The organism is Cytophaga hutchinsonii ATCC 33406 (genome assembly GCF_000014145.1).
Classification (GTDB): Bacteria; Bacteroidota; Bacteroidia; order Cytophagales; family Cytophagaceae; genus Cytophaga; species Cytophaga hutchinsonii.
Window position 1 is genome coordinate 3,997,455 of record NC_008255.1, and the last position, 24,518, is coordinate 4,021,972.

At 37.2% G+C, this 24,518-nt stretch carries 21 protein-coding genes; 8 read left to right on the forward strand and 13 right to left on the reverse strand.

What is annotated here, in order from left to right; all coding sequences use genetic code 11:
- Nucleotides 1-39 precede the first annotated feature (39 nt).
- Complete coding sequence (locus CHU_RS16780) at nucleotides 40-1,359, forward strand: sensor histidine kinase (protein ID WP_011586795.1); 1,320 nt, start codon at nucleotides 40-42, stop codon at nucleotides 1,357-1,359.
- On the opposite strand, the gene CHU_RS16785 is transcribed toward CHU_RS16780, so the two are convergent.
- Together CHU_RS16785 and CHU_RS16790 are read right to left on the reverse strand one after the other, a co-directional pair.
- Entirely contained in the window at nucleotides 1,349-2,137 is a 789-nt protein-coding gene (locus tag CHU_RS16785) for a hypothetical protein (RefSeq protein ID WP_143144127.1), read from the reverse strand. The genes CHU_RS16780 and CHU_RS16785 overlap by 11 nt on opposite strands.
- Before the next feature lie 111 nt (nucleotides 2,138-2,248).
- Complete coding sequence (locus tag CHU_RS16790) at nucleotides 2,249-3,595, reverse strand: neutral/alkaline non-lysosomal ceramidase N-terminal domain-containing protein (RefSeq protein ID WP_011586797.1); 1,347 nt, start codon at nucleotides 3,593-3,595, stop codon at nucleotides 2,249-2,251.
- A gap of 143 nt (nucleotides 3,596-3,738) precedes the next feature.
- Here CHU_RS16790 and CHU_RS16795 point away from each other — a divergent pair, with 143 nt between their 5' ends.
- Entirely contained in the window at nucleotides 3,739-4,647 is a 909-nt protein-coding gene (locus tag CHU_RS16795; protein ID WP_011586798.1) for a glycosyltransferase family 2 protein, read from the forward strand.
- A 118-nt stretch (nucleotides 4,648-4,765) separates the two neighbouring features.
- Nucleotides 4,766-6,382 carry an ABC-F family ATP-binding cassette domain-containing protein gene (locus CHU_RS16800; protein ID WP_011586799.1) on the forward strand — a complete coding sequence of 539 codons (1,617 nt, stop codon included), beginning with the start codon at nucleotides 4,766-4,768 and terminating at the stop codon, nucleotides 6,380-6,382.
- 269 nt (nucleotides 6,383-6,651) lie between these two features.
- Here the strand turns inward: CHU_RS16800 and CHU_RS16805 are convergent, their stop codons facing one another.
- The 4 genes from CHU_RS16805 to CHU_RS16820 form a co-directional block, all read right to left on the reverse strand.
- Nucleotides 6,652-7,569: a hypothetical protein gene (locus tag CHU_RS16805; protein ID WP_011586800.1), complete on the reverse strand. Its 918-nt coding sequence runs from the start codon at nucleotides 7,567-7,569 to the stop codon at nucleotides 6,652-6,654.
- Between the two features lie 100 nt (nucleotides 7,570-7,669).
- A complete protein-coding gene (locus CHU_RS16810) occupies nucleotides 7,670-8,401 on the reverse strand; it encodes a peptidase (RefSeq protein WP_011586801.1) in 732 nt (243 codons plus the stop codon).
- Nucleotides 8,402-8,469: 68 nt separating this feature from the next.
- Nucleotides 8,470-9,417 (reverse strand): alpha-E domain-containing protein, encoded by a 948-nt coding sequence (locus CHU_RS16815; RefSeq protein ID WP_011586802.1) that lies wholly within the window; start codon nucleotides 9,415-9,417, stop codon nucleotides 8,470-8,472.
- A gap of 11 nt (nucleotides 9,418-9,428) precedes the next feature.
- On the reverse strand, nucleotides 9,429-10,895 hold the full coding sequence (locus CHU_RS16820) for a circularly permuted type 2 ATP-grasp protein (protein WP_011586803.1): 1,467 nt from the start codon (nucleotides 10,893-10,895) through the stop codon (nucleotides 9,429-9,431).
- Between the two features lie 460 nt (nucleotides 10,896-11,355).
- Here CHU_RS16820 and CHU_RS16825 point away from each other — a divergent pair, with 460 nt between their 5' ends.
- The 3 genes from CHU_RS16825 (at nucleotide 11,356) to CHU_RS16840 (ending at nucleotide 14,122) form a co-directional block, all read left to right on the forward strand.
- Entirely contained in the window at nucleotides 11,356-12,846 is a 1,491-nt protein-coding gene (locus tag CHU_RS16825; RefSeq protein ID WP_011586804.1) for a dihydrolipoyl dehydrogenase family protein, read from the forward strand.
- A 4-nt stretch (nucleotides 12,847-12,850) separates the two neighbouring features.
- Nucleotides 12,851-13,126: a hypothetical protein gene (locus tag CHU_RS16830; protein WP_011586805.1), complete on the forward strand. Its 276-nt coding sequence runs from the start codon at nucleotides 12,851-12,853 to the stop codon at nucleotides 13,124-13,126.
- Nucleotides 13,127-13,486: 360 nt separating this feature from the next.
- Nucleotides 13,487-14,122 carry a peroxiredoxin gene (locus CHU_RS16840; RefSeq protein WP_011586807.1) on the forward strand — a complete coding sequence of 212 codons (636 nt, stop codon included), beginning with the start codon at nucleotides 13,487-13,489 and terminating at the stop codon, nucleotides 14,120-14,122.
- Between the two features lie 71 nt (nucleotides 14,123-14,193).
- On the opposite strand, the gene CHU_RS16845 is transcribed toward CHU_RS16840, so the two are convergent.
- The 4 genes from CHU_RS16845 to CHU_RS16860 all read right to left on the reverse strand — a co-directional run bounded on the left by CHU_RS16845 (nucleotide 14,194) and on the right by CHU_RS16860 (nucleotide 19,435).
- Nucleotides 14,194-14,835: an OmpH family outer membrane protein gene (locus tag CHU_RS16845; protein ID WP_011586808.1), complete on the reverse strand. Its 642-nt coding sequence runs from the start codon at nucleotides 14,833-14,835 to the stop codon at nucleotides 14,194-14,196.
- 61 nt (nucleotides 14,836-14,896) lie between these two features.
- Nucleotides 14,897-16,852: a sensor histidine kinase gene (locus CHU_RS16850; RefSeq protein ID WP_011586809.1), complete on the reverse strand. Its 1,956-nt coding sequence runs from the start codon at nucleotides 16,850-16,852 to the stop codon at nucleotides 14,897-14,899.
- A 58-nt stretch (nucleotides 16,853-16,910) separates the two neighbouring features.
- On the reverse strand, nucleotides 16,911-18,485 hold the full coding sequence (locus CHU_RS16855; protein WP_041932470.1) for an FMN-binding glutamate synthase family protein: 1,575 nt from the start codon (nucleotides 18,483-18,485) through the stop codon (nucleotides 16,911-16,913).
- A 41-nt stretch (nucleotides 18,486-18,526) separates the two neighbouring features.
- Nucleotides 18,527-19,435, reverse strand: a complete 909-nt coding sequence (locus CHU_RS16860; RefSeq protein WP_143144128.1) for a hypothetical protein — start codon at nucleotides 19,433-19,435, stop codon at nucleotides 18,527-18,529.
- Nucleotides 19,436-19,666: 231 nt separating this feature from the next.
- Here CHU_RS16860 and CHU_RS16865 point away from each other — a divergent pair, with 231 nt between their 5' ends.
- Entirely contained in the window at nucleotides 19,667-19,873 is a 207-nt protein-coding gene (locus tag CHU_RS16865; protein ID WP_041932471.1) for a hypothetical protein, read from the forward strand.
- Nucleotides 19,874-20,005: 132 nt separating this feature from the next.
- Entirely contained in the window at nucleotides 20,006-20,416 is a 411-nt protein-coding gene (locus CHU_RS16870; RefSeq protein WP_011586813.1) for a winged helix-turn-helix transcriptional regulator, read from the forward strand.
- A gap of 2 nt (nucleotides 20,417-20,418) precedes the next feature.
- On the opposite strand, the gene CHU_RS16875 is transcribed toward CHU_RS16870, so the two are convergent.
- The 3 genes from CHU_RS16875 to CHU_RS16885 all read right to left on the reverse strand — a co-directional run bounded on the left by CHU_RS16875 (nucleotide 20,419) and on the right by CHU_RS16885 (nucleotide 24,514).
- Nucleotides 20,419-21,984, reverse strand: a complete 1,566-nt coding sequence (locus CHU_RS16875) for a hypothetical protein (protein ID WP_011586814.1) — start codon at nucleotides 21,982-21,984, stop codon at nucleotides 20,419-20,421.
- A 176-nt stretch (nucleotides 21,985-22,160) separates the two neighbouring features.
- On the reverse strand, nucleotides 22,161-23,837 hold the full coding sequence (locus CHU_RS16880; protein ID WP_011586815.1) for a protein-disulfide reductase DsbD family protein: 1,677 nt from the start codon (nucleotides 23,835-23,837) through the stop codon (nucleotides 22,161-22,163).
- Nucleotides 23,837-24,514, reverse strand: a complete 678-nt coding sequence (locus CHU_RS16885; RefSeq protein ID WP_011586816.1) for a protein-disulfide reductase DsbD N-terminal domain-containing protein — start codon at nucleotides 24,512-24,514, stop codon at nucleotides 23,837-23,839. The genes CHU_RS16880 and CHU_RS16885 overlap by 1 nt, the downstream gene beginning before the upstream one ends.
- Nucleotides 24,515-24,518: the final 4 nt, after the last annotated feature.

Below are 24,518 nucleotides of genomic sequence, written 5' to 3' on the forward strand. Positions count from 1 at the left end.
TTTATTGAAATTAGAGAATTACACCTTTACAATAAAACCTTGGAAGCAACTTTCAAAGATCCAAAAATAGAAGGATACAATAAACGCAAACGACTGCTGGACTACCTGATCAAAGGTGCTTCAATCGTTGTATTTGTTGCAACCATTCCTGAAATATATTATTGGATCACCGATACCTTAATTGTTGTTTCTGTAATTCTTGCACTCTTTGGTTTTTGTTATTTTTTGAATAAAAAAGGACATACAAATCTTGCTGCAAACATCATTGTACTTACTGTATCCATACTCGTGTTTTTTCAATGTATGCTTACGGGATTATCCTCCATGGTATTCTGTTTTTACATGCCGTTGTTAATTGGTATTCCATTCATCATTGATAATAAAAACATTGGTTTGATTTTAATGCACATGCTTATACCTATCATGCTGTGCGCCTATCTGCTGTTTATTAATCAGGCAAGTGCCCATGCAGCCAAAGAGCTGGCAACGGGTTTTACAAATATAAACGGACAGATTAATTTCCTTTGTGCGCTTTCACAATGTGGATTTTTTGCCTGGTTCATCATCCGCGATCACTCATCTTCTCAGAAATTAATTCTGCTTTCCAAAGCAAATATTGAATACAAGAATGCCAAGCTTTTAAAAACAAACAATGAAATGGATCATTTGGTCTATAGCATCAGTCATGATTTGAGGGCGCCGATTGCATCTGCACTTGGTTTGATTGAAATAAGTAAACTGGAAACCGATCCTGAAAAATTAAAATACTACGAAATATTAAAAGAAGCCTGCTTACGAAGACTCGATAATTTTATTTATGATATTTTAAATTACCTGAAAAATAATCGCCTGGAAATTGAAGTCTGCAATGTTTCTATAAAAGAAGAAATATTGAATTCCATTGAAATGAATTCCATATACAATGACCAGGTACATGTAACGATTGAATGTGAATATGAGGGTGATTTTTATACAGATAAAAACCGCCTGCGCATGATTTTAAATAATATTATTTCGAATGCCTTCAGGTATGCCAAGCCTTCAACAGTAGAAAAAACCATTCATATTAAAGTCCGCAACAACTTCCCTACCCTTGAAATTGCTGTTAAAGACAATGGAGTAGGGATCAATAAAGAATATATTGATAAAATCTTTGAAATGTTTTTTAAGACAGATGAAAAAACCAAAGGGAGCGGACTGGGTTTATATATTACCAAAGAAGCACTAACTAAAATTCACGGGTCTATCACCGTATGGTCTGAAAAAGGCGTCGGTTCTATCTTTACCATTACCATACCAAATCTTGAAAATGTGCCTTTAGTCAGAGAAGACAATAATATCAATTCCATTATGGAATAATACTTACAGCACTATTTTTTAACCACTGTTTTATTAGATCCTTGTTGCCGCTTAAATTTCCGATTACATACTTTTTTGACATAGCCAATATCTGCGATTCCGCTGCACTTTCAGATTCCACCACCGCGTCACCAAAATAAGAAGCGTGAATAAATGTTATACCGGCATCTGTTTTGGCAATAAAGCCTACATGATTATCCAGGCCTATCACGTACAGCTGATTCGGCTTTGCCTTCAGCGCATTCAAAAGATCTGTTGTATTGGTATATACCGCTACTTCACTGCACACTGTTTTGACAATTGAATGGGAGTATTGTTGTGCAACTTTATACCGGTTGAGATTAACCCCGCAATGTTTTAATGTAGTCGATACAAAATAGCCGCAGGCAATATATCCGCGTTGCGGGTTATCTGTTGTGCCATTAAAATCCCAGGCGGTGCCGTACCAAAAAGGAAACACATTGTTTACCAGCGCTTCCTGTAAAAATTTGTTTGCAGAATCCAGCACGATTTGCTTTTCATGTTCTGTTTGCACACGTTCATATGCTTGAAAAAACACATTTCGTTTTGCTGTTATTTTACTTTTTAATTTATCATATGCCGGAATAAAATCAATGGCGGCAGAGTCGGGGATATGTTGTTTTAAAATAGATGAATACTGTGGATTTGGCTCTTCAGTAACCACTTGATCTATCGCTGCTGTGTGGTTTTTATCTTGTGTTTGGGCGCAGGCCAAAAAAATACAGGCCATAGCGACAACTGTTATATATCCTTTCATAAATCATTTTTCTCTTCATAATGCGATAACAGAAAAAAGATACGCTAGTTATAAATTCTTAATTGAATATTAGCCTGGAGGATTCAGTTCTCTAACAAATAGTTAATCCTTTCACTCACCCGTGAGTACTTTCTTCAAAATAACTGTATTCACTTCTGTCAGGTAGGCTGCGTTATACGGACCAAACCAGTTCATATCCATTGTTTCCCCGCGATCCCAGTCGTAACACGCGTCATCTGTAATATACCCGATGTAGCCGCCGTTAAATCCGCTCAGCATAAAATTACTCTGGTTATCTGCACATATTTTCTCAAGCGGCGGCATAAGTTCTCCGGAGTAATCGCAAGGCATACCTAACAATACCGTTTCACCGATTTCTATTATCTGAATATCCGGAATGTCTTTCCCGAGTATTGTATTAAATACCCATGGGCGGATGCGGATATCTTTTTCAACACGCAGATGTGCGTCTCTTAAAAAAAGTGGCAAGCGGTGGTAGTATAGCTGATTCGTATACGCATACGCTGCCTTTGTTTCCTGAAGCTTTTCAACTAAAATAGATGATACCGTATCCGCACGCAGTTTGCCGTCTAAGATTGTTTCAAACGTTGGCGCATGACTGCCTACAGCACCAGCGGCATAACTTACAAAAGAGGCCCACTTTCTTTTTTCCAGTTCTGCGGATACAATGCCGGGATAATCTGCAGAGACATAATCTACATCCGAATTTAAACAATTGGCATGCGCGGCAAACGTAAAAAGACAAGCCTCTTCTCCTGATTTATTCCTGAATTTAATGCCGCGGATAAATGAATCTTTAGGAGCATCTGCACCTTTAAGCCTGTTTTGAACGGCTTCCGGCGCACTTACACGAATGTATGCCTGTTCAACTTTTTGCAAACGAGGAATGGCTTTTGAAATGCATTCATTAATTGCATTAAAAAGCAATGCAACATATTCATCCGAATATTCTCCTGCCAGTACACGACCGGCAATTTTAGGCTCCCAGCCCCCGGGAGCACTGTGTGTATGTGTAGCTGTTAAAAAAACCTGCAGGTTATATGTTGTTTCAAGCTCGGCTCTCACCCGGTCTTTTAATGCAGGCGGAAAGATCAGCAGATCTAAAGACACATACGCTACCCTGGTTTTCGCATTATCGAAAATAAATGTCCGCACAAAAGTTGTATCATTTACCGACACCGCTTTTTTGCGTAAACCATAGCCGGCAAGCGGATGCGGAAAAGTATGTGGTGTTAAGGCAACTTTATACCACGCAGCTCTTAAGGTATCACCTTTTTTATGCTGCACATCCACATGAAATGTATCCAATGCCTTCATCATAGATGTATAGTAAGGCATTTGCTTATACGGCGTGCGGTCAACAGTAGTGAAAAGGACCAACACCAACACTAAAAGCGTACTGACGATTCCCAAAACCCACTTAAGTATTTTTTTCAACGGTTATTTGTTTATTGAATATACTACAAGGTACAGCAATGTACAGACAAACTCAAATGGCTGCTGTTACCGCATTTTTAAGAAATTAATTTGCTTGGCCTTAAAAATTTTGTGTATTTGCAAATCAAATAGTTAGCTCCTTCATGAAAGCAATCCAGGCATCTGTAATTATTCCTTCGTTTAATGGAAAAGATAAAGTGATCGGATTACTTAAATCAATAGAAAAGCAAACCGTTACTAACGTTGAAGTGCTTGTTGTTATTGACGGTTCAACAGATGGCTCCGCTGATGCCTTAAGATCGACAGACTGGAAATTACAGTTGCGGCTCATTGAACAGGAAAATAAAGGAAGAGCCGGAGCACGCAATACCGGTGCCGGGGAGGCACAATCAGAGTTGCTGATTTTTTTTGATGATGACCTGATGCTTGATCCGGCGTGCATTGAAAAGCATATTTCGGCAAACGATTTATCTGTAAAACGCATCGTAATGGGCCAGGTGATCGAGCCCAGCAATGCGGCGGATACTGAAATAAAAAAATACAAAGACTATCTCAATGAAAGCTGGGCAACGGTGTTAGATCCGTATAAGCAGAAAAATTTTCCTGAAAATCTTACCGTTCTTTCTGCTCAGAATGTTTCCATTACCAAAAGCATTTTTAATACACTTGAAGGATTTGATTCAACGTTAAAAGATATTGAGGATTATGATCTGGCACTGCGTGCAAGATCAAAAAACATTCCGGTATTTTATCTGGATACAGCAATCGCTATCCACGTTGATTTTTTTTCCTTTTATAAATATGCCCTGCGTTCAAAAGAGTATTTTAAAAACCGCCGGCTGGCTGCCCGTTTCAATCCGGAATTATATGCAAGCGATAAAATTCTGACGCATAAAAATTCATTGCTGCAGAAGGGCGTATACCGGATTCTACGTTTTCCGTTTTGGCTGCATATTTTAGATTCCGCCAATATATTCCGCTTTCTGTTACCCAGACAGGTCCGCTACAAACTTTATGGCATTATCATCACCGCATTTGCACATAATCAATAATTAGCTCCCATAGCGGTTTTCTGGTAATCCGGTGCGTTGTGCCTGCTTCATTTTTTAGGAATTGGCATAGTTGATTGTAGGGTTTTTTGTACCTTTGTGCTTCAATAAATGAATCCACATGCTTAGTTGTTCTAATATCTCTCTTAAATACGGCAAGAGAACCCTTTTCGAAGAAGTTACCATTCGTTTTGCTTCCGGCAATTGCTATGGCTTAATCGGTGCAAATGGTGCCGGAAAATCTACGTTCCTGAAAATTCTTTCCGGAGAAATCGACCCTACTACAGGTAAAGTTGAGATGTCGCCGGGCGAACGTATGGCGATATTAAAACAAAACCATTATGAGTTTGATGAGTTTCCCATTCTGGAAACGGTTATGATGGGCCATAAGCGTTTATATCAGATCATGAAGGAGCGTGAAGCAATTTATGCAAATCCTGATTTCTCTGAAGAAGATGGTATTAAAGCTTCAGAACTGGAATCTGAATTTGCTGATCTGAACGGCTGGAACGCAGAGGCAGAAGCTGCTGAATTGCTAAGTGGTTTGGGTGTGAAGGAAGAGAATCATTATACCTTAATGCAGGATGTGGATGGAAAGGTGAAAGTACGTGTATTACTGGCACAGGCAATCTTTGGTAACCCGGATGTATTATTACTGGATGAACCTACCAACGATCTGGATGTTGACTCCGTATTGTGGCTGGAGAACTTCCTGGCAGATTTTAAAAACACGGTAATTGTAATCTCCCACGATCGTCACTTTCTGGATACGGTGTGTACGCACGTTGCTGATATTGATTACGCAAAAATTAAATTATATACCGGTAACTATACATTCTGGTATGAATCTTCTCAATTAGCCGCAAAACAAAAAGCGGATCAGAATAGAAAGGTTGAAGATAAACGAAAAGAGTTACAGGACTTCGTTGAACGTTTCTCGGCCAATGCGTCTAAATCCAAACAAGCTACATCCCGTAAAAAATTACTGGAGAAACTTGTCATTGATGAGATTCAGGCATCCAGCAGAAAATACCCAGGCATACAGTTCCGCTCTGACCGTGAAGCAGGCGATCAGTTACTTACCGTTGAAGGTTTGAGTAAAAAAGGTGCCGATGGCAATTATTTATTTAAGGATTTAACCTTTACAATCAATAAAGCTGATAAGGTATCCATCTTAAGCAAAGAGCCATTATCTATCTCTGCATTGTTTGATGTGCTGATGGGCGTTGAAAAACCCGATGCAGGCGCATTCAAATGGGGTATCACTACTTCTCAATCCTATTTCCCCAGAGACAACTCCGAGTTCTTTTCAGATGGAAATTTAAACCTGGTAGATTGGTTAAGACAATATTCTAAAGATAAAGACGAAAGCTATATCCGTGGTTTCTTAGGCCGTATGTTATTTACCGGTGAAGAGTCACTGAAAAAATGTACGGTACTTTCCGGAGGCGAAAAAGTACGTTGTATGCTTTCCAAAATGATGATGGAATCTGCCAACGTACTGATCATGGACGACCCAACCAATCACCTGGATCTTGAATCGATTACTGCACTAAACAACGCGTTAATGGAATTCAAAGGAACGATGTTGTTTTATTCGCATGATTACCAATTCATCAACACCATTGCAACCCGTATCATTGAACTTGGACCAAACGGCTTCATTGATAAAACAATGACGTATGAAGAATACCTGGAAGATGATAAAGTAAAACTTCAGAAAGAAGCAGTGTATTAGTAAACAGGCGACAGTGGTCAGTTGTCAGTAAATAATTAGTTATAAAATCCCAATAGCGAACTTCTATTGGGATTTTCATTTTATCAGCTGTTGAATAAAAGCAACAATATGATATAATATTCAAGAATTGAAATCCTGTATTTCTTTATCTACTGTATATCAAAAATTGTATAAACAAGAAGTCCCGCCTCAATAGTTATTGAGGCGGGACTTCTTTGTTTATAGTACGAAAGCCTTAGGCATTCCGCATGAAGCTTTTGGCTTATAAATTATTTAACAGCTAAAGATGTTGTACCGATAAGGTTACCGTCCTGCCAGATTTTGATCGTGTATGAACCAACTTTAAACTCAGAACCTTTCGAGTAAACAAATGTTACACCTTGGTTTGTGTTGTTGAAATCAACAGATTGTTTTTCAGTGAACGGAATTTCTTTTCCTTCTGAAGTTTTGAAGAAACCGCCGCCCAATGCACTGTCAAATAATGGAGCACCGCTTGGTTCGATCACCTGTAAGTAGATAGTCTTTTTGTTTTTTGGAGCTACTTTATTATCTGCTAATGTAAATGTGATTTTAACTTTATCAATGTTTTTAGCTTTGTACTCATCATCAACAAGTTCTTTACCTTTTGCATTGATTACAGTAGCTTTTAAATTTTCAGCTTTTAAGATAGAAGCTAATTCATATTTCTGCTGTAAGTCAGAACGAACAGAACGAAGATTATTGATTGAATCATTCATTACTACTTTATCCTGCTTTAAGGTATCAATAGAAGAATTTAAGTTTTTGTTCTCTTCTCTTAACTGCATGATTTCTGCTTCTTTAGCTTCAAGATCTTTCTTGTAAGATGCGATCTGTGCATTCAGCTTATTCATGTTTACAGCGTTACCTTTTTTCAAACTTGCAATTGCATTGTCCAGTTCAGCAATTTTAGCAGCTAATGAATCATTTGACTGGCCTAACTGCGCAGCTTGTGCCTGTAAGCTATGGTATTGTAACTGCAAGCCTTCTAATTCAGCAACTTTATTAGCTAATGAATCATCTTTTAAAATGATTGTTTTTTCCTGCTCTTCAATGGTAGTTGACTTCTGGTTGTTGTTAAACAACAGGTATCCGATTACACCCAACAACGCCAGGATAATAAGGATAAAAATTAAATTATTACTTTTCTTGTTTTCTTCTTGTGCCATAATGGTAGTGGTTAATTTAAAAGTTTATGGTTATAGTTTGTTTTTCGTGAATTATAAAGATATAAATTATAATTTAATTTAAAAGGCAAATTTCAGAATTTTAAAGAACATTTTTACGGTCAAATACCACATTCATCCACTCTTCAGGAACACTATCCAATGCCTGCTTCAATTGATTATCCCAGGTTGTAGAAATTATTTCCATGTCTTTTTTCTCAAACCTATGTTCGATCATTTTAAATGAGTTGTTGTAATACACAACTACATCTAACGGAAAATCAACATCGTTTGCGGAAACGCGTGTAGAGTCAAACGATAAAAATCCGGCTTTTAAAACCTCTTCCAGTGTAGATTCATACTTTACGGTTCTGTTTAAAATAGGCTTGCCATAACCACTGTTACCAATGATCATGAAAGGAGATGTCTGCGTCAGTTCGATCCAGTTACCTTCCGGATACAGTAAAAACATTTTAGGCTCTTCATCATTCTTTAATTGTCCGCCTACAATGGTATGTAAATTGAATGCGAAACCTGCCGCATATAAGGCCTTCCGGTCTTCTTCTGCTACACGTCTCAGTTGATTGCCAAATGCATTAACGGCTTCATATAATTGATTGTAAACAACATGTTCGTCTTTTAAAACTTCTTTAAAATAGGTTATTGCTTTATCACGAACAGATCGCAGGCCGCTTGTCATCAGAAACAGACTTCCGTGTGCGCTTTCATGTACAAATAATTTTTTAGCTGTTGTGGTATCTGTTCCAGAGGTTATTCGTGTATCAGCAATGGCAACCAAGCCATCCTTTAATTTTACACCTAAACAATACGTCATATAAAGAAATTAGTCAATTGGGCCCGAAATATACATATTTTCTACTTTCAATAATAAAGTGAAAATACTCAATATTGTAAGTATTTGGTTTCGAGCATATCTGCAAGCTTCGCTACCTTGTTCAACAAATCATTATAAAACGCTAAGGGTTCCTTTTCAATATCCTGAATCGAGGTATACTTCACGGTGCAGAGCAATTTACTTGCGTAAAATTCCAGTGAATTTGTTTCATGTTTCGACAGGTTTGTAATGCGCAGCAAACAGTGTTCAATATGTCGCAGGTTATATACAATTGATTTTGGAAAATTTCTGTTCAGTGTTAGAAACTCCAGACTATGGCTTACGCTCGGTACTTCTCTGTAAAATATTTTACTCATGTCATACGCTTCGGTACTTTTCAGCAGGTTCACATTTTCAAACAATTCAATCATGTTATAATATTCCTTTTTCGGAATACGGTTTATATCATTGATCTTGGTTACGATCATGCGTATTACCTGTGTGGTACGTTCAATGTGCTGGCCCAGATGAATGATGGACCATGCTTCTTCGTGCAGCAAGGTGTTATCAATATTTCCTTTGATCACTGAACTGTTTTGCAGCACATTTTTAGAAAATTCATAAATACCCATTTCATTGAATGTTGCGCGATCCATTAAGTTGATCGAATGATAAAACGTATTGATCGACTGCCACAATTCACTTGAAATAGAATCCTTTGCTCCGCGTGCATTTTCCCTCGCTTTGACAATGGAGTGTTTAATGGAAGAAGCATTGAATTCGTTCAGCCCGATATAATAGGCAACTTCCATTGTCTCCATTTTATTACCGCTGCCAAGGTACTCTACATAAGAGCCGGCCATATTTAAAACCGACTCTAAAATATGTTCTTTCTTAACCGATTTAGGCGCATCAATACTAAAGAAATAATGTGCCTGTGAAAAACGACTGATGTGTTCTGTTCGCTCAAGGTATCTACCCATCCAAAACAAATTTCCTGCAATTCTAGATAACATACATAACCGATTTAATAATTTTCAATAACCCAGGTGTCTTTTGAACCTCCGCCCTGAGACGAGTTAACAATTAAGTTACCTTTTGATAACGCAACCCGCGTTAATCCGCCATCCAGCACATAGGTTTCCTCTTTTCCCATTAGTGCAAAAGAGCGTAAATCAATGTGACGCTGTTCTGATTCATTTGAATCTTCGATGAATGTTGATAACACCGATAACGACATGATCGGCTGTGCAATGTATTTTCTGGGCGTATCAAGTATTAATTTTTTGTATTCTTCAATCTCTTCCTTAGTTTTTCGGTTACCAATAAAAACACCATATCCGCCGGATTCATCCACCGGTTTCACAACCAGGTTATGCATGTTTTCCAGGACATATTTCATTTCATCCGGACGCTCGCAACGATACGTTGGTACGTTATTTAAAATCGGCTCTTCGCCCAGATAGTATTTAATAATATCCGGCACATAGGTATAGACTGCTTTATCATCTGCTACTCCCGTTCCTGGCGCATTGATAATGGTTACGTTACCCGCCTGGTATGCCGACATTAAACCCGGTACACCTAAAACAGATTTTGGATTAAATACCAACGGATCAATAAAATCATCATCAACACGTCTGTAAATAACATCAACCCGCTTCGGCCCTTTAATTGTCTTCATGTAGACAAAGTTTTTTTCTACAAACAAGTCACGCCCTTCTACCAGTTGTATCCCCATTTGGTGGGCTAAAAACGAATGTTCAAAATATGCCGAATTATACGTGCCCGGTGTAAGGATCACACACAATGGATTATCAATCCGATCGGGCGCTACAGAACGTATTGTTGACAATAACTTTTCTGTATACTGCATGATCGGTTTTACATGATACCTGCTGAAAAGATTGAAAAAGATCTTTTTCATTGTCTCTCTGTTGGATAATACGTAGCTTACACCTGAAGGACAGCGAAGGTTATCTTCCAGCACGTAGTATTTACCATCGTTGTGCTTTATAATATCTGTACCGGTGATGTGGATGTAAATACCTGCAGGCGGATCTACACCAATCATTTCTTTTTTATAAAACTGCGAACTGAATAATAATTCACTTGGTACAATTTTATCTTTTAATATTTTCTGCTCATGATAGATATCCCACAGGAATAGATTTATGGCTTTGTTGCGTTGTTTAATACCCACTTCGATTGTTTTCCATTCTTCACTGGGAATCATTCTTGGAAATAAATCAAAGGGAAATAAGCGTTCAACTCCTTCTGCATTTTCAGAATAAACATTAAATGTAACACCCTGATTAAACAGATTACCTTTTGCGAGTTCGTTTATTTTGAGATATTCTTCAATGTCTAAGCCCTTAAATGTCTCCATCAGGTGTTTGTAATGCATTCGAACATCTCCGGTCGGTAGCCAGGCCTCATCAAAGTGTGCCGGGTCTATCTTGTAAGAATTAAATATTCCAGTTTGATTTTCCATAACATTACCGTTATAAATTATATAACTTAATTAATATAAGCCAATATATATGTATATTCTGTATTCCCAAAATATTTGTAAGAAATATTTATTTTACAGGTATTTTGACAGATTTTGAAACTCTAATACGTTGAAAAGCGGCTACATTATACAAATTGATTAATATAATTTATCTAATATAATTCGTAATAAAAATCATTTTAAGGCATTTTTTAACTAATTATTAAATAAAATATAAAAATATGGTTCATTTTTTAACCGGTTTTTGTTGATATTGATCATAAATGTGCTGCTTGTACCTATTTATTAATTGTATTATACAATTTTTACGTTTTTTTAAGTTTGTTTGCCTGAATAATAATCTTATCAAAAAAATACAATTTATACGTTGTTAAAAAGAAAGATTGGCAACTGTTCAATTTTTTTGCAATTTGTGGTGTAAACGAGATTTCAAATAGGCATGAAGTACGATGTGTGTATAATAGGTGCTGGACCTGCAGGATATGCGGCAGCAATGAGAGCGTTGGATTTAAATAAATCTGTTATCTTAATTGAGAAGGATAAAATTGGTGGGGCGGGTTTATACAACGGAGCAATCTCGTCTAAAACATTCTGGGAACTGGCAAAAGATATACAGACGGCCCGCAAACGTCTGGCTCAGTACAGCCCCGATCAGCATTTCTCTGTTACCTACCAGCAAGTATTACGTCAGGTGCGTGAAGGTATTGCAAACCGCCGTTTTCATTTGGAAGGGCAGATTGAATCGCTGGCCAAACAACAGACAAGCCGTTTCAGATATATTAAAGGATCTGCAAAACTTGTTAGCCACAATACAGTAGAAGTATCAACCGGAACGGAAGAGGAAATTATTGAAGCAGAAAACGTTGTTATTGCAACAGGCAGCAAGCCACGCAAACTTCCGAATATTCCGATTGATGAAAAAATAATTGTTACCAGTGATGGTGTTGAAAATTTTGAGAACTTTCCCAAAAGCCTTGTTATTCTTGGCGCCGGCGTGATTGGCTGCGAATGGGCAACCATATTTTCAAACTTTGGTTATACTTCTGTAAACATCATTGATAAAGCTGAACGCATTCTTCCGTTCGAAGACGATGATGTTACAGATGTGGTTGAAGCAAACATGAAGAAACAGGGCATCACGGTTCATAAAAAATCGAACCTGTTAAGCATGCGCATTGTAGATGGTGAAGTTGAATACATCCTGGAATATACGGATGGCAGAAAAGAAATGCACCGCGTTGAAAAAGTATTGGTTTCTGTAGGCCGTATTCCAAATACACAGAACTTAGGACTGGAACGGGTTGGCGTTAATATTCTGGCTAACGGACAAATAGAAAATACAGACGGACAAACAAATATTCCAAACATTTATGTTGCCGGTGATATTTCTTCAGATGTAGCCTTAGTAAATGTTGCTGAACTGGAAGGCCGCCATGTCATTGAAAAAATGTTCGGCTTAAGCGATTCTGTTATTACCTATAATAACGTTTCTACCATCATGTTTGTACAGCCCGAGGTTGCCGGGGTTGGTATGAATGAGAAAAAAGCATTGCAGAATAAGATGTCGTATAAAGTTGTAAAGATTCGATACGATATGATTCCGCGTGCCATTGCCATGCGCAACAACGATGGTTTCTTTAAAATTCTTGTAACCAATGATGCAGATATGAAGATCATTGGTATGCGTGCCGTTGGTGTTCATGCATCAAGTGCCATACAGGCTGTAGCGCTTCTCATATCTATGGATAAAGGTGTGGAAGAGCTCGCGGATATGATTCACCCGCATCCATCTATCATTGAAGGTATTCAGGAATGTATCCGTATGTTGCTTGGAAAGTCTGTATTAAAACCTGAATTCTTTAAAGGTATGCTAAGCTGCAAATCCTGTGATGAGAATGGTTGTGTAAACGATATCATCTACCTGCGCTAAATCTATGAAATATGTATCGTCAAGACTTTCTTCCGGGAATAACGTTTTCCCAACCGAAATTCATATTGAACCTTCTGGCATTTCAATAAAAGAGCCGGGCGTTTTCAAAAGTAAATCTACCTTTATCAGTTTTGTTGATATTGTATCTGTTAGTATAGATAACCCGTTGATTGGGTACAGTACGTTAACCTTCTTTACAAACAGTACTGCTGTTTCAGTAACCGGATTTACAAAAAAACAATCGGAAGAAATTAACGCGCTTATTAAAGCTAAAAAATAACCGATTGCTCTCTCATGAAAAAGGATTTCTTCAATAATATCGGTCTTATTACGCTGTTTATTTTTACCCTGTTTTTTATAAAATTACAGATAATCAATAACGCAGCATATGCTGGTTTTCAGCGAAGTTTTTCCTTTTTGATTAATGTGATCCTGTTTTTAAGTCTGGTTTATGTAGGATATGCATGCTATAAACACTTTCTGGCAAAAAAGAAGCAGAAATAGTATCCGGATGAAGGAACTTATTGTTTCAACCTTCGGTTTAATAAACAGAATATTATTTTGAATTGATAAATTTTTATTAGACATTCAGAATATTATTTTATATTTACAAAAAATTAACCACTAAATAGCTACTATTATGAGTTTACGATTAGGCGATATTGCACCGGATTTTAAAGCAGATACTACAGAGGGACCAATTTCATTTCACGAATGGTTGGGCGATAAATGGGGCGTATTATTTTCGCACCCAGCAGATTATACGCCTGTTTGTACAACAGAACTTGGTGCAACAGCAAAACTTAAATCTGAGTTTGAAAAGCGCAATGTTAAAGTTGCTGCGTTAAGTGTTGATGGTTTAGAGTCTCACAAAGGCTGGATCAAGGATATCAATGAAACACAAAACACAACGGTTAACTTCCCGATCATTGCGGATGAAGATAGAAAAGTTGCTGAATTGTATGATATGATACACCCGAACGCAAGTGAAAAATTCACTGTACGTTCTTTATTTATTATTGGCAACGATAAAAAAATAAAATTGATCATTACATATCCGGCATCTACAGGAAGAAACTTCACTGAAATTCTTCGTGTAATTGATTCGCTTCAATTAACGGCAAACTACAGTGTTGCAACACCTGCTAACTGGAAAGATGGCGAAGACGTTGTCATTACACCGGCTGTTAAAGACGAAGACATTGCAGCTAAATTCCCTAAAGGATACACACGCGTTAAGCCTTACTTAAGAACAACGCCGCAGCCGAATAAATAATTTTATTTTATAACACAAAAAAAGAGCCCGTGATTAAAATCATGGGCTCTTTTATGTAATTGCTGGTTTTGTTATTTCTTTTTATACTGATCGTTCAATGCATTGATCACTTGTGTTGAAATATTCAAGGTATCTTTTGCATAAACAATTGTAGCGGGGCCACCTTTAACGTACGTGAACACATACGAATAATTTTTTTCCTGGCTCAATGCCTTCAGATAACTATCTATTTTCTTTAAAAACTCTTTATTGAAGTTTGCTTCTTTATCTGTCAGGTCTTTTCCTAAACGATCTCTCAATTGCAGTAAGCGCTGCTCTTCTTCCATCAGGTCTTTTTCTCTTTTTTCTCTAACTTCCGGAGTAAGGCTGGCTGCTAATTGCTGATATCTTGCAAAATTTTCTTCCAGCGTTTGCTGCTTTTTCATCAGTTCAGCTTCTTTCTTTTTAAAATCATTTTCAAGATTTGCTACACCATCTTTATAGAATTGATATTTACCTGTCAGTTCTTCAAAATCTATAAACGCTATGGCGCCATTGCTTGAACCCAGATCCGGCAGGCTGTCTAACTTAACTGCTGCTTCTATGTTTGTTGTATCTGATTTTGAAGTTGTTGTTTCTGCTTCCGTTTTTGAACCTTTAAAATGAAGCACATATAAGCCGATTACGGCTACGGCTAGTATGCCGTTTATAATTAGGGAAATGCGTTGATTCACAGTAGTAATTTTTATTTTACTGTCAATATTCGTGATTATTTAATAAAGAAAAAAGTAAATCTCAGATTACTACTGTAAAAGTTGTGCCTTTGCTTACTTCTGTGTTTACCTGTATTCTTCCACCTATTTTATTTACAGCCATTTTTACTAAATAGAGACCCAGACCTGTTCCGCCTGAAATTTCACTGGCCCTGAAAAACATATCGAACACTTTATCTTTTAAGTCTTTATTGATCCCGATTCCATTGTCGGTAAACTCTATAACGGATTTTTGTTTATCAACTTCAATGCGGATATATAAACTTGATTTTTGTTTTTTAATATCCCGGTAGGTAAACGCATTTTCAATTAAATTCTGAAAAATGGAATAGACCATTTTTTCATCCGAATAAAAATCGCGGTCCTGTTTGATTTGTACATCAATATAAAACTCACCAAACGATTCAATATTACTGAACCCATCTTTTATTGTATCAATGATTTTTTTGAAATCAATAACGGTAGATTCAATAACGGTGTTTTTTATTTTTGCTACCTGCAATAAATCCTGAAGCAGATTATCCAAACGTGTAGAGCTTGTTTCAATATGCTTAAAATATTCCCGGGCATTGGGATCCTGTACATCCAGCAAACCCAATTTGGCCAAACCGATAATGGATTTTAAAGGTCCTTTAATATCGTGTGAAGCCTTGTAAACGAAGGCGTCCAGCTGTTGATTCTTAAACTCCAGTTCCTGCGTTCGTTCTTTAACCTTATCTTCAAGCTCTTTTGTGAGTTTATCTTTCAGTATTTCATTTTCTTTCAGCTGATGAATGATCTGTAATTGTGTGTTCCGGTTATCTTTATTGGCAAGCCTTATCCTATCTGCAAGTGCAAATGAAAACAGAAACAGCTGTATGACAATACCAATATTCAAACCGTATACCGTAACCGGATGTATAAAGCCAACACCTAAGACAATAGACAAATTCAGCGAAAAGCCTATAAATAGTGCTGTGTAAGCAAGTATAAAAAACCGCGCTGCTTTAAAATCTTTCTTATAAAATACTATAGACGTATAAAATATAAAAATCAGGATTAACAGATCGAGCTGATAAAAGTAAAGCAGTGGCCTGTAAAATAACAAGCCAATTAGAAATAACAGGAACCTTACAGCGGCTGTTACCCGGATCACGAGGCAATATTTTGTTGATTCTATTTTAACATTCAGAAAGGCTGTTGTGTACATGAGCGCTGTTGTTGAAAACAGCGCAATCGCTAAGCTTTGCGCTTCTGCATTAAAATTTATATGATTGGGCCAAATGTATTGAAAACCCAGGCCATCATTTGTTAAGCTGTAAAGAGCAACAGACAAAACATTTGCAGCAAAATATATATACGTTTTCTCTTTTGTAAATACATAGATACAAACACAATATACCGCCATCAATAAAATAACGCCGTAAAAAATGGCCAGAAATAGATATTCTCTATTAGAATATTCTAAAAAACTTGGAAATGTACGTACTACACCATTAACGGCAACAGATTGTCTGCTATGAATGCGTATAAATAACGTATATAACTGATGGGGTTCAAATACGATCTCATGAATAAAATTTTTATGTTCTATTTTCCGCTTGTGAAAAGGTTGTAAATCACCGCCTGTAAAATGCGCATAAAGTGAATCTTTTTGAAGTATGTAGATATCGTATTCATCAATATGAAAATCATATAACTCAATCAGCCATTCTGTTTGATTCAGGCTGCCGTTGTAAACAATAACCTTTGCCCACATGTCCTGTCTGGAAGATTGCAGGCGTGGTGCGTCTGATGTTGTTTTTTTAAATATACCTTCCCGTTGAAGTTCTAAAATACGGCTTAGCGGAAGGTTCCGTACAGTATCCCGATAGATGGCATAATTTCCTTTGCGCCATTCAAACTTTTCCGCTGTATCGTTTAAGATCAATGGTCTGGTCTGAGCATGAACAATCGCGCAATAAAGCCCAAGTAATATAAAAATTACCCCCTTTTTCATTTTAAGTACGTTTTTCCATAGCTTCTACTAAGTATGCAGAAAACGTACTTAGTAGTATTTATTTAAAAATAATTTCCGGATTTGCTTTGCCTAAATACTTGCAGTCTGCCAATTTCTGCATAGACTCAAAATTTACCGGAATTTTGTTGTACTTATACGCATCAACCAGCGGCATGGTTAGGTTATTATCTCCCATACTGATATCAATATCCGTCATGGTCATTTGCGACGGATGTTCATATCCGCAGGCATGCGTAATTTCCAGTACTTCTTTACGTAAATTCTTAATGTAATTATACAAACGATCTGCTTTTAACGGTACATCAATACCCGATTGCAGCCATTTATTCTGCGTAGCAACTCCAGACGGACAGGTATTGTTATGACAAACCTGTGCCTGAATGCACCCGATCGACATCATTGCCTCACGTGCCACATGGATTACATCAGCGCCTAACGCGAATGCCATCAGCGAACTTTCCGGGAAACCCAGCTTGCCGGATGCAGCAAACACAATACGATCCGTTAAACCTCTTTCCGCAAATATTTTGTATACATTACTGAACGCATATACAAACGGTAAAGAAACGTGATCAGCAAAAGCTGGCGGCGCGGCACCGGTACCGCCTTCACCACCATCAATCGTGATAAAATCCGGACCATACCCTTTCTCTAACATACGGTCTGCCAGTTCCACCCACATTTCCATCTTACCAACCGCAGATTTAAATCCTACGGGTAAGCCGGTTTCCTGTGCAATGTTTTCAATAAAATCCATCATTTCCGGCACATTTGAAAACACGCTGTGGTAGGCCGGTGAAATTACATCTTTACCCATTGGCAAACCTCTGATATCCGCAATCTCCTGCGTGATTTTTGAAGCAGGCAATACACCCCCTTTGCCGGGTTTTGCTCCCTGGGATAATTTTAAATCTATTGCACGGATACATGGATTGGCTTCAACCAATGCCTTCAGTTTTGACATGGAAAAATTACCATGTTCATCGCGCACACCAAAGTATCCTGTACCAAAGTGGAACATGATATCAGCACCATGTTTATGATGCGGAGCTAACGAACCTTCTCCGGTATTCTGATAACAACCTGCTTTTAATGCACCTTTATTTAATGACTCTACCGCCCGTGCAGAAAGTGAGCCGTAGCTCATTCCTGAAATATTGATAATCGAATACGGTCTGTAGGGACGTCTGCGTTTATTATATGCGCCCATGATTTTTGCACACGGTACAAAATCCGGTTTCTTTTTATTCGGATGCCCTTCTTTAACTGCATATGAAAACATAGATGGTTTTATAAAAACAAAACCCGGGCTGTTCTGATCCTGATCCGTACCAAAACCCTGATAGTTATTTTCCTGTTTGGAAGACGCATAAATCCACGACCGTTGTCTGCGGTTAAAAGGAAGCTCTTCTCTGTTATTAGCAACAATATATTGTCTCAATTCCGGACCAATCTTTTCAAGCAGATACCTGAAATGGCCAACAATCGGGAAGTTGTGTTTTATCGTATGCCGCCTGTTGAAGAATATATCTTTGATGGCAATAACTCCAATAAACAAAAAAATGTATGCCCACCAGGGAATGCTACCGATCACTTCTACTACTTCTTTCATATCTAATTTATCCAACGTATTTCCGATAATAAAGGATGCGCTTATTCAGCAGGAGTTTCTTCTTCCGGTGCTACTTCTTCTATTACTTCATCTTCCGGAACAGTTTCTTCATCTGTGTTATTTTCCGGGATTTCATATTCTTGCGGAGCAGGTCTGTTTTTCTGCTCTTCTTGTTTTTTTGTTTTCCAGGTTTCAGTACCTTTTGGACCATCATATTGAGTCGGAGGAGGCAATGACATTTTCTTTTTACGCTTAGGTGCTGTCGGTGCATACTGGAACTTTAATTGCATGAACCCGTATCCGTCATTCCCAGATCCATTATATGTCGTATAATCAATCAGGTCTGTTAGTGTGAAACGATATATATATTCTGCACATAACGAACTTCTTTGAGTAATTGTAAATTGCAGACCAAACCCCACCGGAAGTATAGGTGCAAATTCTGTTTCTACGGTATATTCTTTACCTGAATTATACTTGTATGTTGAGGTAAACAACATACCACCAAGCCCTGCCTGCAAATATGGTTTGCAAAATGTATAATGTGATTCTTTTCTTCTGTCCGGGGCCACACGGATAATTTCATCTATAATGTATAAACGGCCATATACCTGAAGTTCCATTGCCGTTGCATTGAAAGATCCGTTACGGCTTTTATTATAATCTGTAGATTGTAAATTCAGATACGAAAACTCTGCACCTAACACAATATGAGGCCAAATTTTGTAATTAGCCCCTGCAGATAATCCATAACTTAGTCCATTTAAACCCAGCCCCTTTGTTAAATCACCTCTATAATTTGTCATTCCGGCACCAAGTGTAAATGTTATGGGGCCTCTGTAGTAATATGTGTCAAAAAAACCTGAATATTCCCGTTGTCTTTTGAACTGGCCAAATGAGATAACAAAGGTTAAAAAGAATAATGAAAGTACAGTAATTAGCTTTCTCACAAGTATTTTTTTAAAGTTTATCTTCAAATTTACTTAATAAATGTGGATTGCACAGTCAAAATACTATAGTTTATGAGTAAAAATTTAATGATCAATATGCATTTGGAATTTATATTTTAAAAATTTGTGGTGTAATTGATTTGTATCTGTTATTTTTGTTCACTGTATGCAGGTAAATGTATTTCAATCTGCATCTTTTCAGATTTTATTCTCACAAACAGTTCTAATACTATGGGTGCAATTGGTACAATACTTATCGTAGTTGGTTTCATTGTTGGAAACATCAGTGGATATATGCTTTCTAATACAGCAAGCATGAAAGATTCAAACGGAAAAGTTATCAAATCAAAAGAAGTTCTATTCGCAGCAGTTATTGCCATTTCTGCAATCATGATTCTTGCAGGTCAATACATTGTAGTTGCTCCAAACAGCTATTAATCGTAAAGCTCCTCATATAAATTTTAAACCTGTGCATTTCCTGTACAGGTTTTTTTATTTAATACACATCCAATTTTTTAATAATTACTATTCTTTTTATATTTGTTATAATTCAATTAATAATCTGTTAGTATGAGTGATATAAAATATAATAACAAATGGTTTAAATCTGGACTGGAACTATTGAATGAAGTTCTGTATGGAAAATGGAAATTTATTATTATTTGGAATTTAACAGATAAGCCATTAAGATTCTCTGACTTACGAAAAAATATTCCTTCTATCACAGACCGTATGTTGAGCTTGCAGTTAAAAGAGCTGGAAGAAGAAGGTTTTGTTGAACGTATTGTTTTAGAGGGAAATCCTCCCAAAATTGATTATAAATTAACAGAAAAATCACAAGGTTTACTTCCGGCACTTACTGCTTTAGAATCTTTTGGAAGAAATTTAGTTCAAAACAAACCCCCATATAAAAAAGTGCTTTCGCAAGAAATACCTTTGCCGTTAAGCGAAGATCAGGAATCATTTTTTGATATGCTGTAGGTTTATTCTTCCAAATAGAATCCTTTAGCTTTTGCTTTATTCATTATAACCTCCTGCACAGTTTTTCCTTCGATTTTACTTTCCAGCCAGGAAATAATGTCAAAATAAATGAATGCCCTTTTTTCATAATCACTGTTTTCAATTGGCACCAGTTGATTTTTCAGATTCCGGAATCTCCCAACCAATTCTGCCACATCCACGTCATTATTCAGATCCTTTAAGAACTTCAGAATGTATTTCTGAAACATACGTAAATCGTCCCGTTTCCATAAAAAGCGATACGTTGAAATAATGTAGTACTTGATTACATCAAAATTACCTAATTCATAGTGACAAATCAGGTTAATGATCCGGGCAAAACAATGGATATCTTCCCGGATATCTACATTCGGAATATTGATAATCCGGTTCAGCCACCTCAAACAATGGTTGTATAAACCGGCTCCAAAATACAGACAGGAAATTTTATACATTAAGATCAGCGCAGAATGCGGATCAAGTTTTTTAAGCAAGTCGTCAATGTCTTCTTTTCTATCGACAAAAAGCTTCTTAACCCCCGCATTGAACTCTCCTGTAAGGAAAAAAAGGTTTAATTCATGAATAAAATAATATTTTAGTAAACTGGTTTTCAGTCGTTCATTAAAATAAACGGTACTATCATTTGTGAAGTTAATAAGCTTATGTTTATTCAATACAAATTCTTCAAAATAATTCAGCTTAAACTGAGCTATCATTAAGTTGTTCAGTGCTTTAACATAATTTTCGGGAGAAAATTTGATTCGATCGATATTTTCTTCGTATAAATGTACTAACCTATTGGCGTACAGGTATCCATTAGAAAAATCCTGTAAAAAGTAATAATAACCGATATATAATAAGTAAAGCGTTGTCTTTTCTCCAAGAGAAAGTGCTTCTTCCTTATAATCAGGTAAATTACTATTAAAATATTCTTTTACACGGATAGAATCTTCTTCATCGCGGATAAAACCGATACGTGTATAATAGGAGTTCAGTTTTATACTCAGGTTCGAAAACATATTGATGTTATGAATCTGGGAATTGATTTTCCGTACATCGTCAATAATTGTATCAACGGTTTCTTCAATGTCTTCGTCAATGGTCAACATCAGAATGCTTTTTTCCAGTTTGATAATCTCCAGGGTAAGCTCCAGATTTTCGTGTACCTGGGAAAGGCGGCGGGCTTTTTTTAGACAGGTTTTTCCCTGTTGATATAAACGGCGTTCAAATAACAGCTGGGCAAAATCAATTTGCTCACGTATCTGCAGATCCAGAATTTTAGGAAGATTATACTGCCGGAGTGACAACATAATCTTTTCGTATAAATATGCCTTGAGGTTAGAGAGCTGGGTTGATTTAATAGCCGGTATTACTTCCGATACCCGCTCTTCATTAAACACTTTTTGTTTGTTCAGATAATCAAAAAGCAACAGCATTTTTTTGTCGTCTGGATCACCGCTGCCTGTATGATTGATTTTAAAGTGCCTTTTTTCATTCGGACTCAACGAATGTATCAAATCAAACAGACTTTTAGACTTAACCCTGGACATAGTAATTATAACCTATTAAATGATTTAATAATCAGATTATAATGCAATATATCGATTTGTTGGAAAACGTAAAAAGTTATTTTAGAGATAAAAAACTTATTGTGGTAAAATTGCCCAGTTTTTCATCTAGCCCATGACTTCTGTCATGGGCTTAATTAAGGGTAAGATTAAAGTCCTTATTTATATAGCTTTTTATAATTTGCTTTTCCTTCTTCCAGAAAATCAATGTACGCTTCAATGCTTGGTTCGTATGTAATTGGCTGCGCCAGTTCCATTTCTGTATTCGGATCCAGGATTACATAAAAGGGCTGGGCAAGAAAATTAAACCGGGTATTCTGGAAATCGTGATTCTGTTTACCGATGGATTTTTTTACTTTCCCATCCTTTTTAGACGTGTACCATTCGTTTTCAGGTAGTTCTGTGCGGTCATCTACATACAACGCTACCATAACAAAGTCTTCATTCAAGTGCTTTAGCACCGCAGGATCTGCCCAAACATTGCGTTCCATTTCTCTGCAGTTTACACAACCATGTCCGGTGAAATCAATGAATAAGGGTTTTCCCTGCTGCTTCGCACACGCAAGGGCCTCTTTGTAATCAAAATACCCCTGAAGGCCGAGCGGTAAATGCAGAAAATCAGCATACTTTGGTGTACCGCAAATCCTGTCGGTTGCGGTAGTATAATCTTCCAGCGGTGGCAAATAGCCCGAAAGTTTTTTCAGTGGGCTACCGGCAATACCGGTTCCTAAATATCCGGCAAACAAAATGCTTAATATCGCAAGGCTTCTTCTTGGCCAGCCGATGCTGCCTTTATCGTGTTCACTGAACTTAATAACACCAAGCAGGTATAAACCTAATGAGAAGAAAATCAGAATCCAGATCAGCAAAAATGTGTTTCTGTTCAGAATATTCCAGTGCATCACCTGATCTGCAATACTTAGGAACTTTAATGCCAACGCGAGTTCAATAAATCCTAAACTTACTTTAACGGTGTTTAACCAGCCGCCTGATTTAGGCAATGATTTTAACCAGTTGGGAAATAAGGCAAATAATGTAAACGGTAAGGCAAAAGCCGATGAATAGGCAACCATCCCGATGATTGGTTTTACAATTTCACCACCAGCTGCCGATAATAAGATCGTACTCACAATCGGGCCGGTGCATGAAAATGAAACCAGTACGATCGTAAATGCCATAAAGAAAATTCCAACATAGCCGCCTTTATCGGATTGTTTGTCAACCTTATTGATAAAATTATTCGGAAGCGTAATTTCAAATAAGCCAAAGAATGAAAGCGCAAAAACAAGGAAGATCAACGTGAACAAAACATTCGGGAACCAGTGTGTGCTTAAGAAGTTTGCAAACTCCGGACCATTGATCTTCGCAATTACAACACCGATCAGCGTGTAGATTGTTACAATAGACAAGCCATAAATGATTGCTTTGCGGACAGATTCTTTTTTGGAACTTGATGTATTTGTAAAAAATGAAACGGTCATCGGTACCATGGGAAATACACAAGGTGTAATGATGGACACAAAACCTGCAGCAAAAGCAAAGATCGCAAATAAGAATAAAGAAGTATCCTGTGTAATTCCGCCACGTTCTTTAACAGTGATTTTTACAGTAGACACTTTTGGTGTCTGCGCTTTTGCAACTGTGTGGCCTTTCCCGTCTAAACTATCTTTTAGCAGTTTAATAATCGCTTCGTTCACACTATCTCTTTTAACAAGATTGTCAACATGCTGCGCCAGCTTTTGTAATTCAGTCTCAGGAATAGAAACATTTTTACCTGCCTGTACCTGAACGGTTAGAAACAAAAAGGCAAAAAGAAAAACAATAGATACTTTCATTATTTACTGTACTTTTTAACGAAACTTTTCAAATAGTCAACACTTACATCATTCCCTGCCCCGTCCCGTTGTGTTAACCTGGCTTTTTCAGCTTCTAAACGTTGAATGGTTTCCGGTTTATTGGTATTGGTATTAACCTGTTCCGGATTTTTTGCTGAAGAAGGTTCTGTTGTTGGTTCAACGGCAGAAGTCTTTGTTACTTTTTTTGCAGGCAGCACGGTCAGCCCCATAAATTCAAATTCTGCTTCACCGGGAATACAGCGGCCCGCCGCATCACTGCAGGTTTGATATTCAACCATTAACACAATTTTGGGTGCGTTATTCTGAACGACAATTTTTTGTCTGAACTCTGCATGACCTGTGAAATAGGTAACTTCTCCTTCCCAAATAGGATCAAACTTTTTCTTAGGTTTGATCGCTTTCGTTTTTCCTAATAAGGAATATCCTTTGTCTGAAACAAAATCAAACGTGGTTACCGTGGGACCCAGCGTAGGATCAAAGTCATTGGAATACAGATACCAGTCGGGTATAATTTCAGCCGTAGCAACAATTTCAACGGTATCACCAATATGTATTTCCTTGGACGATAAAGCAAAGGACCATTTTATTGTTTCACCTTTTTGCGCATGCGCAAACACGGATACCAAACAAAAAGCAAGAAGTATAATTCGTTTCATATTC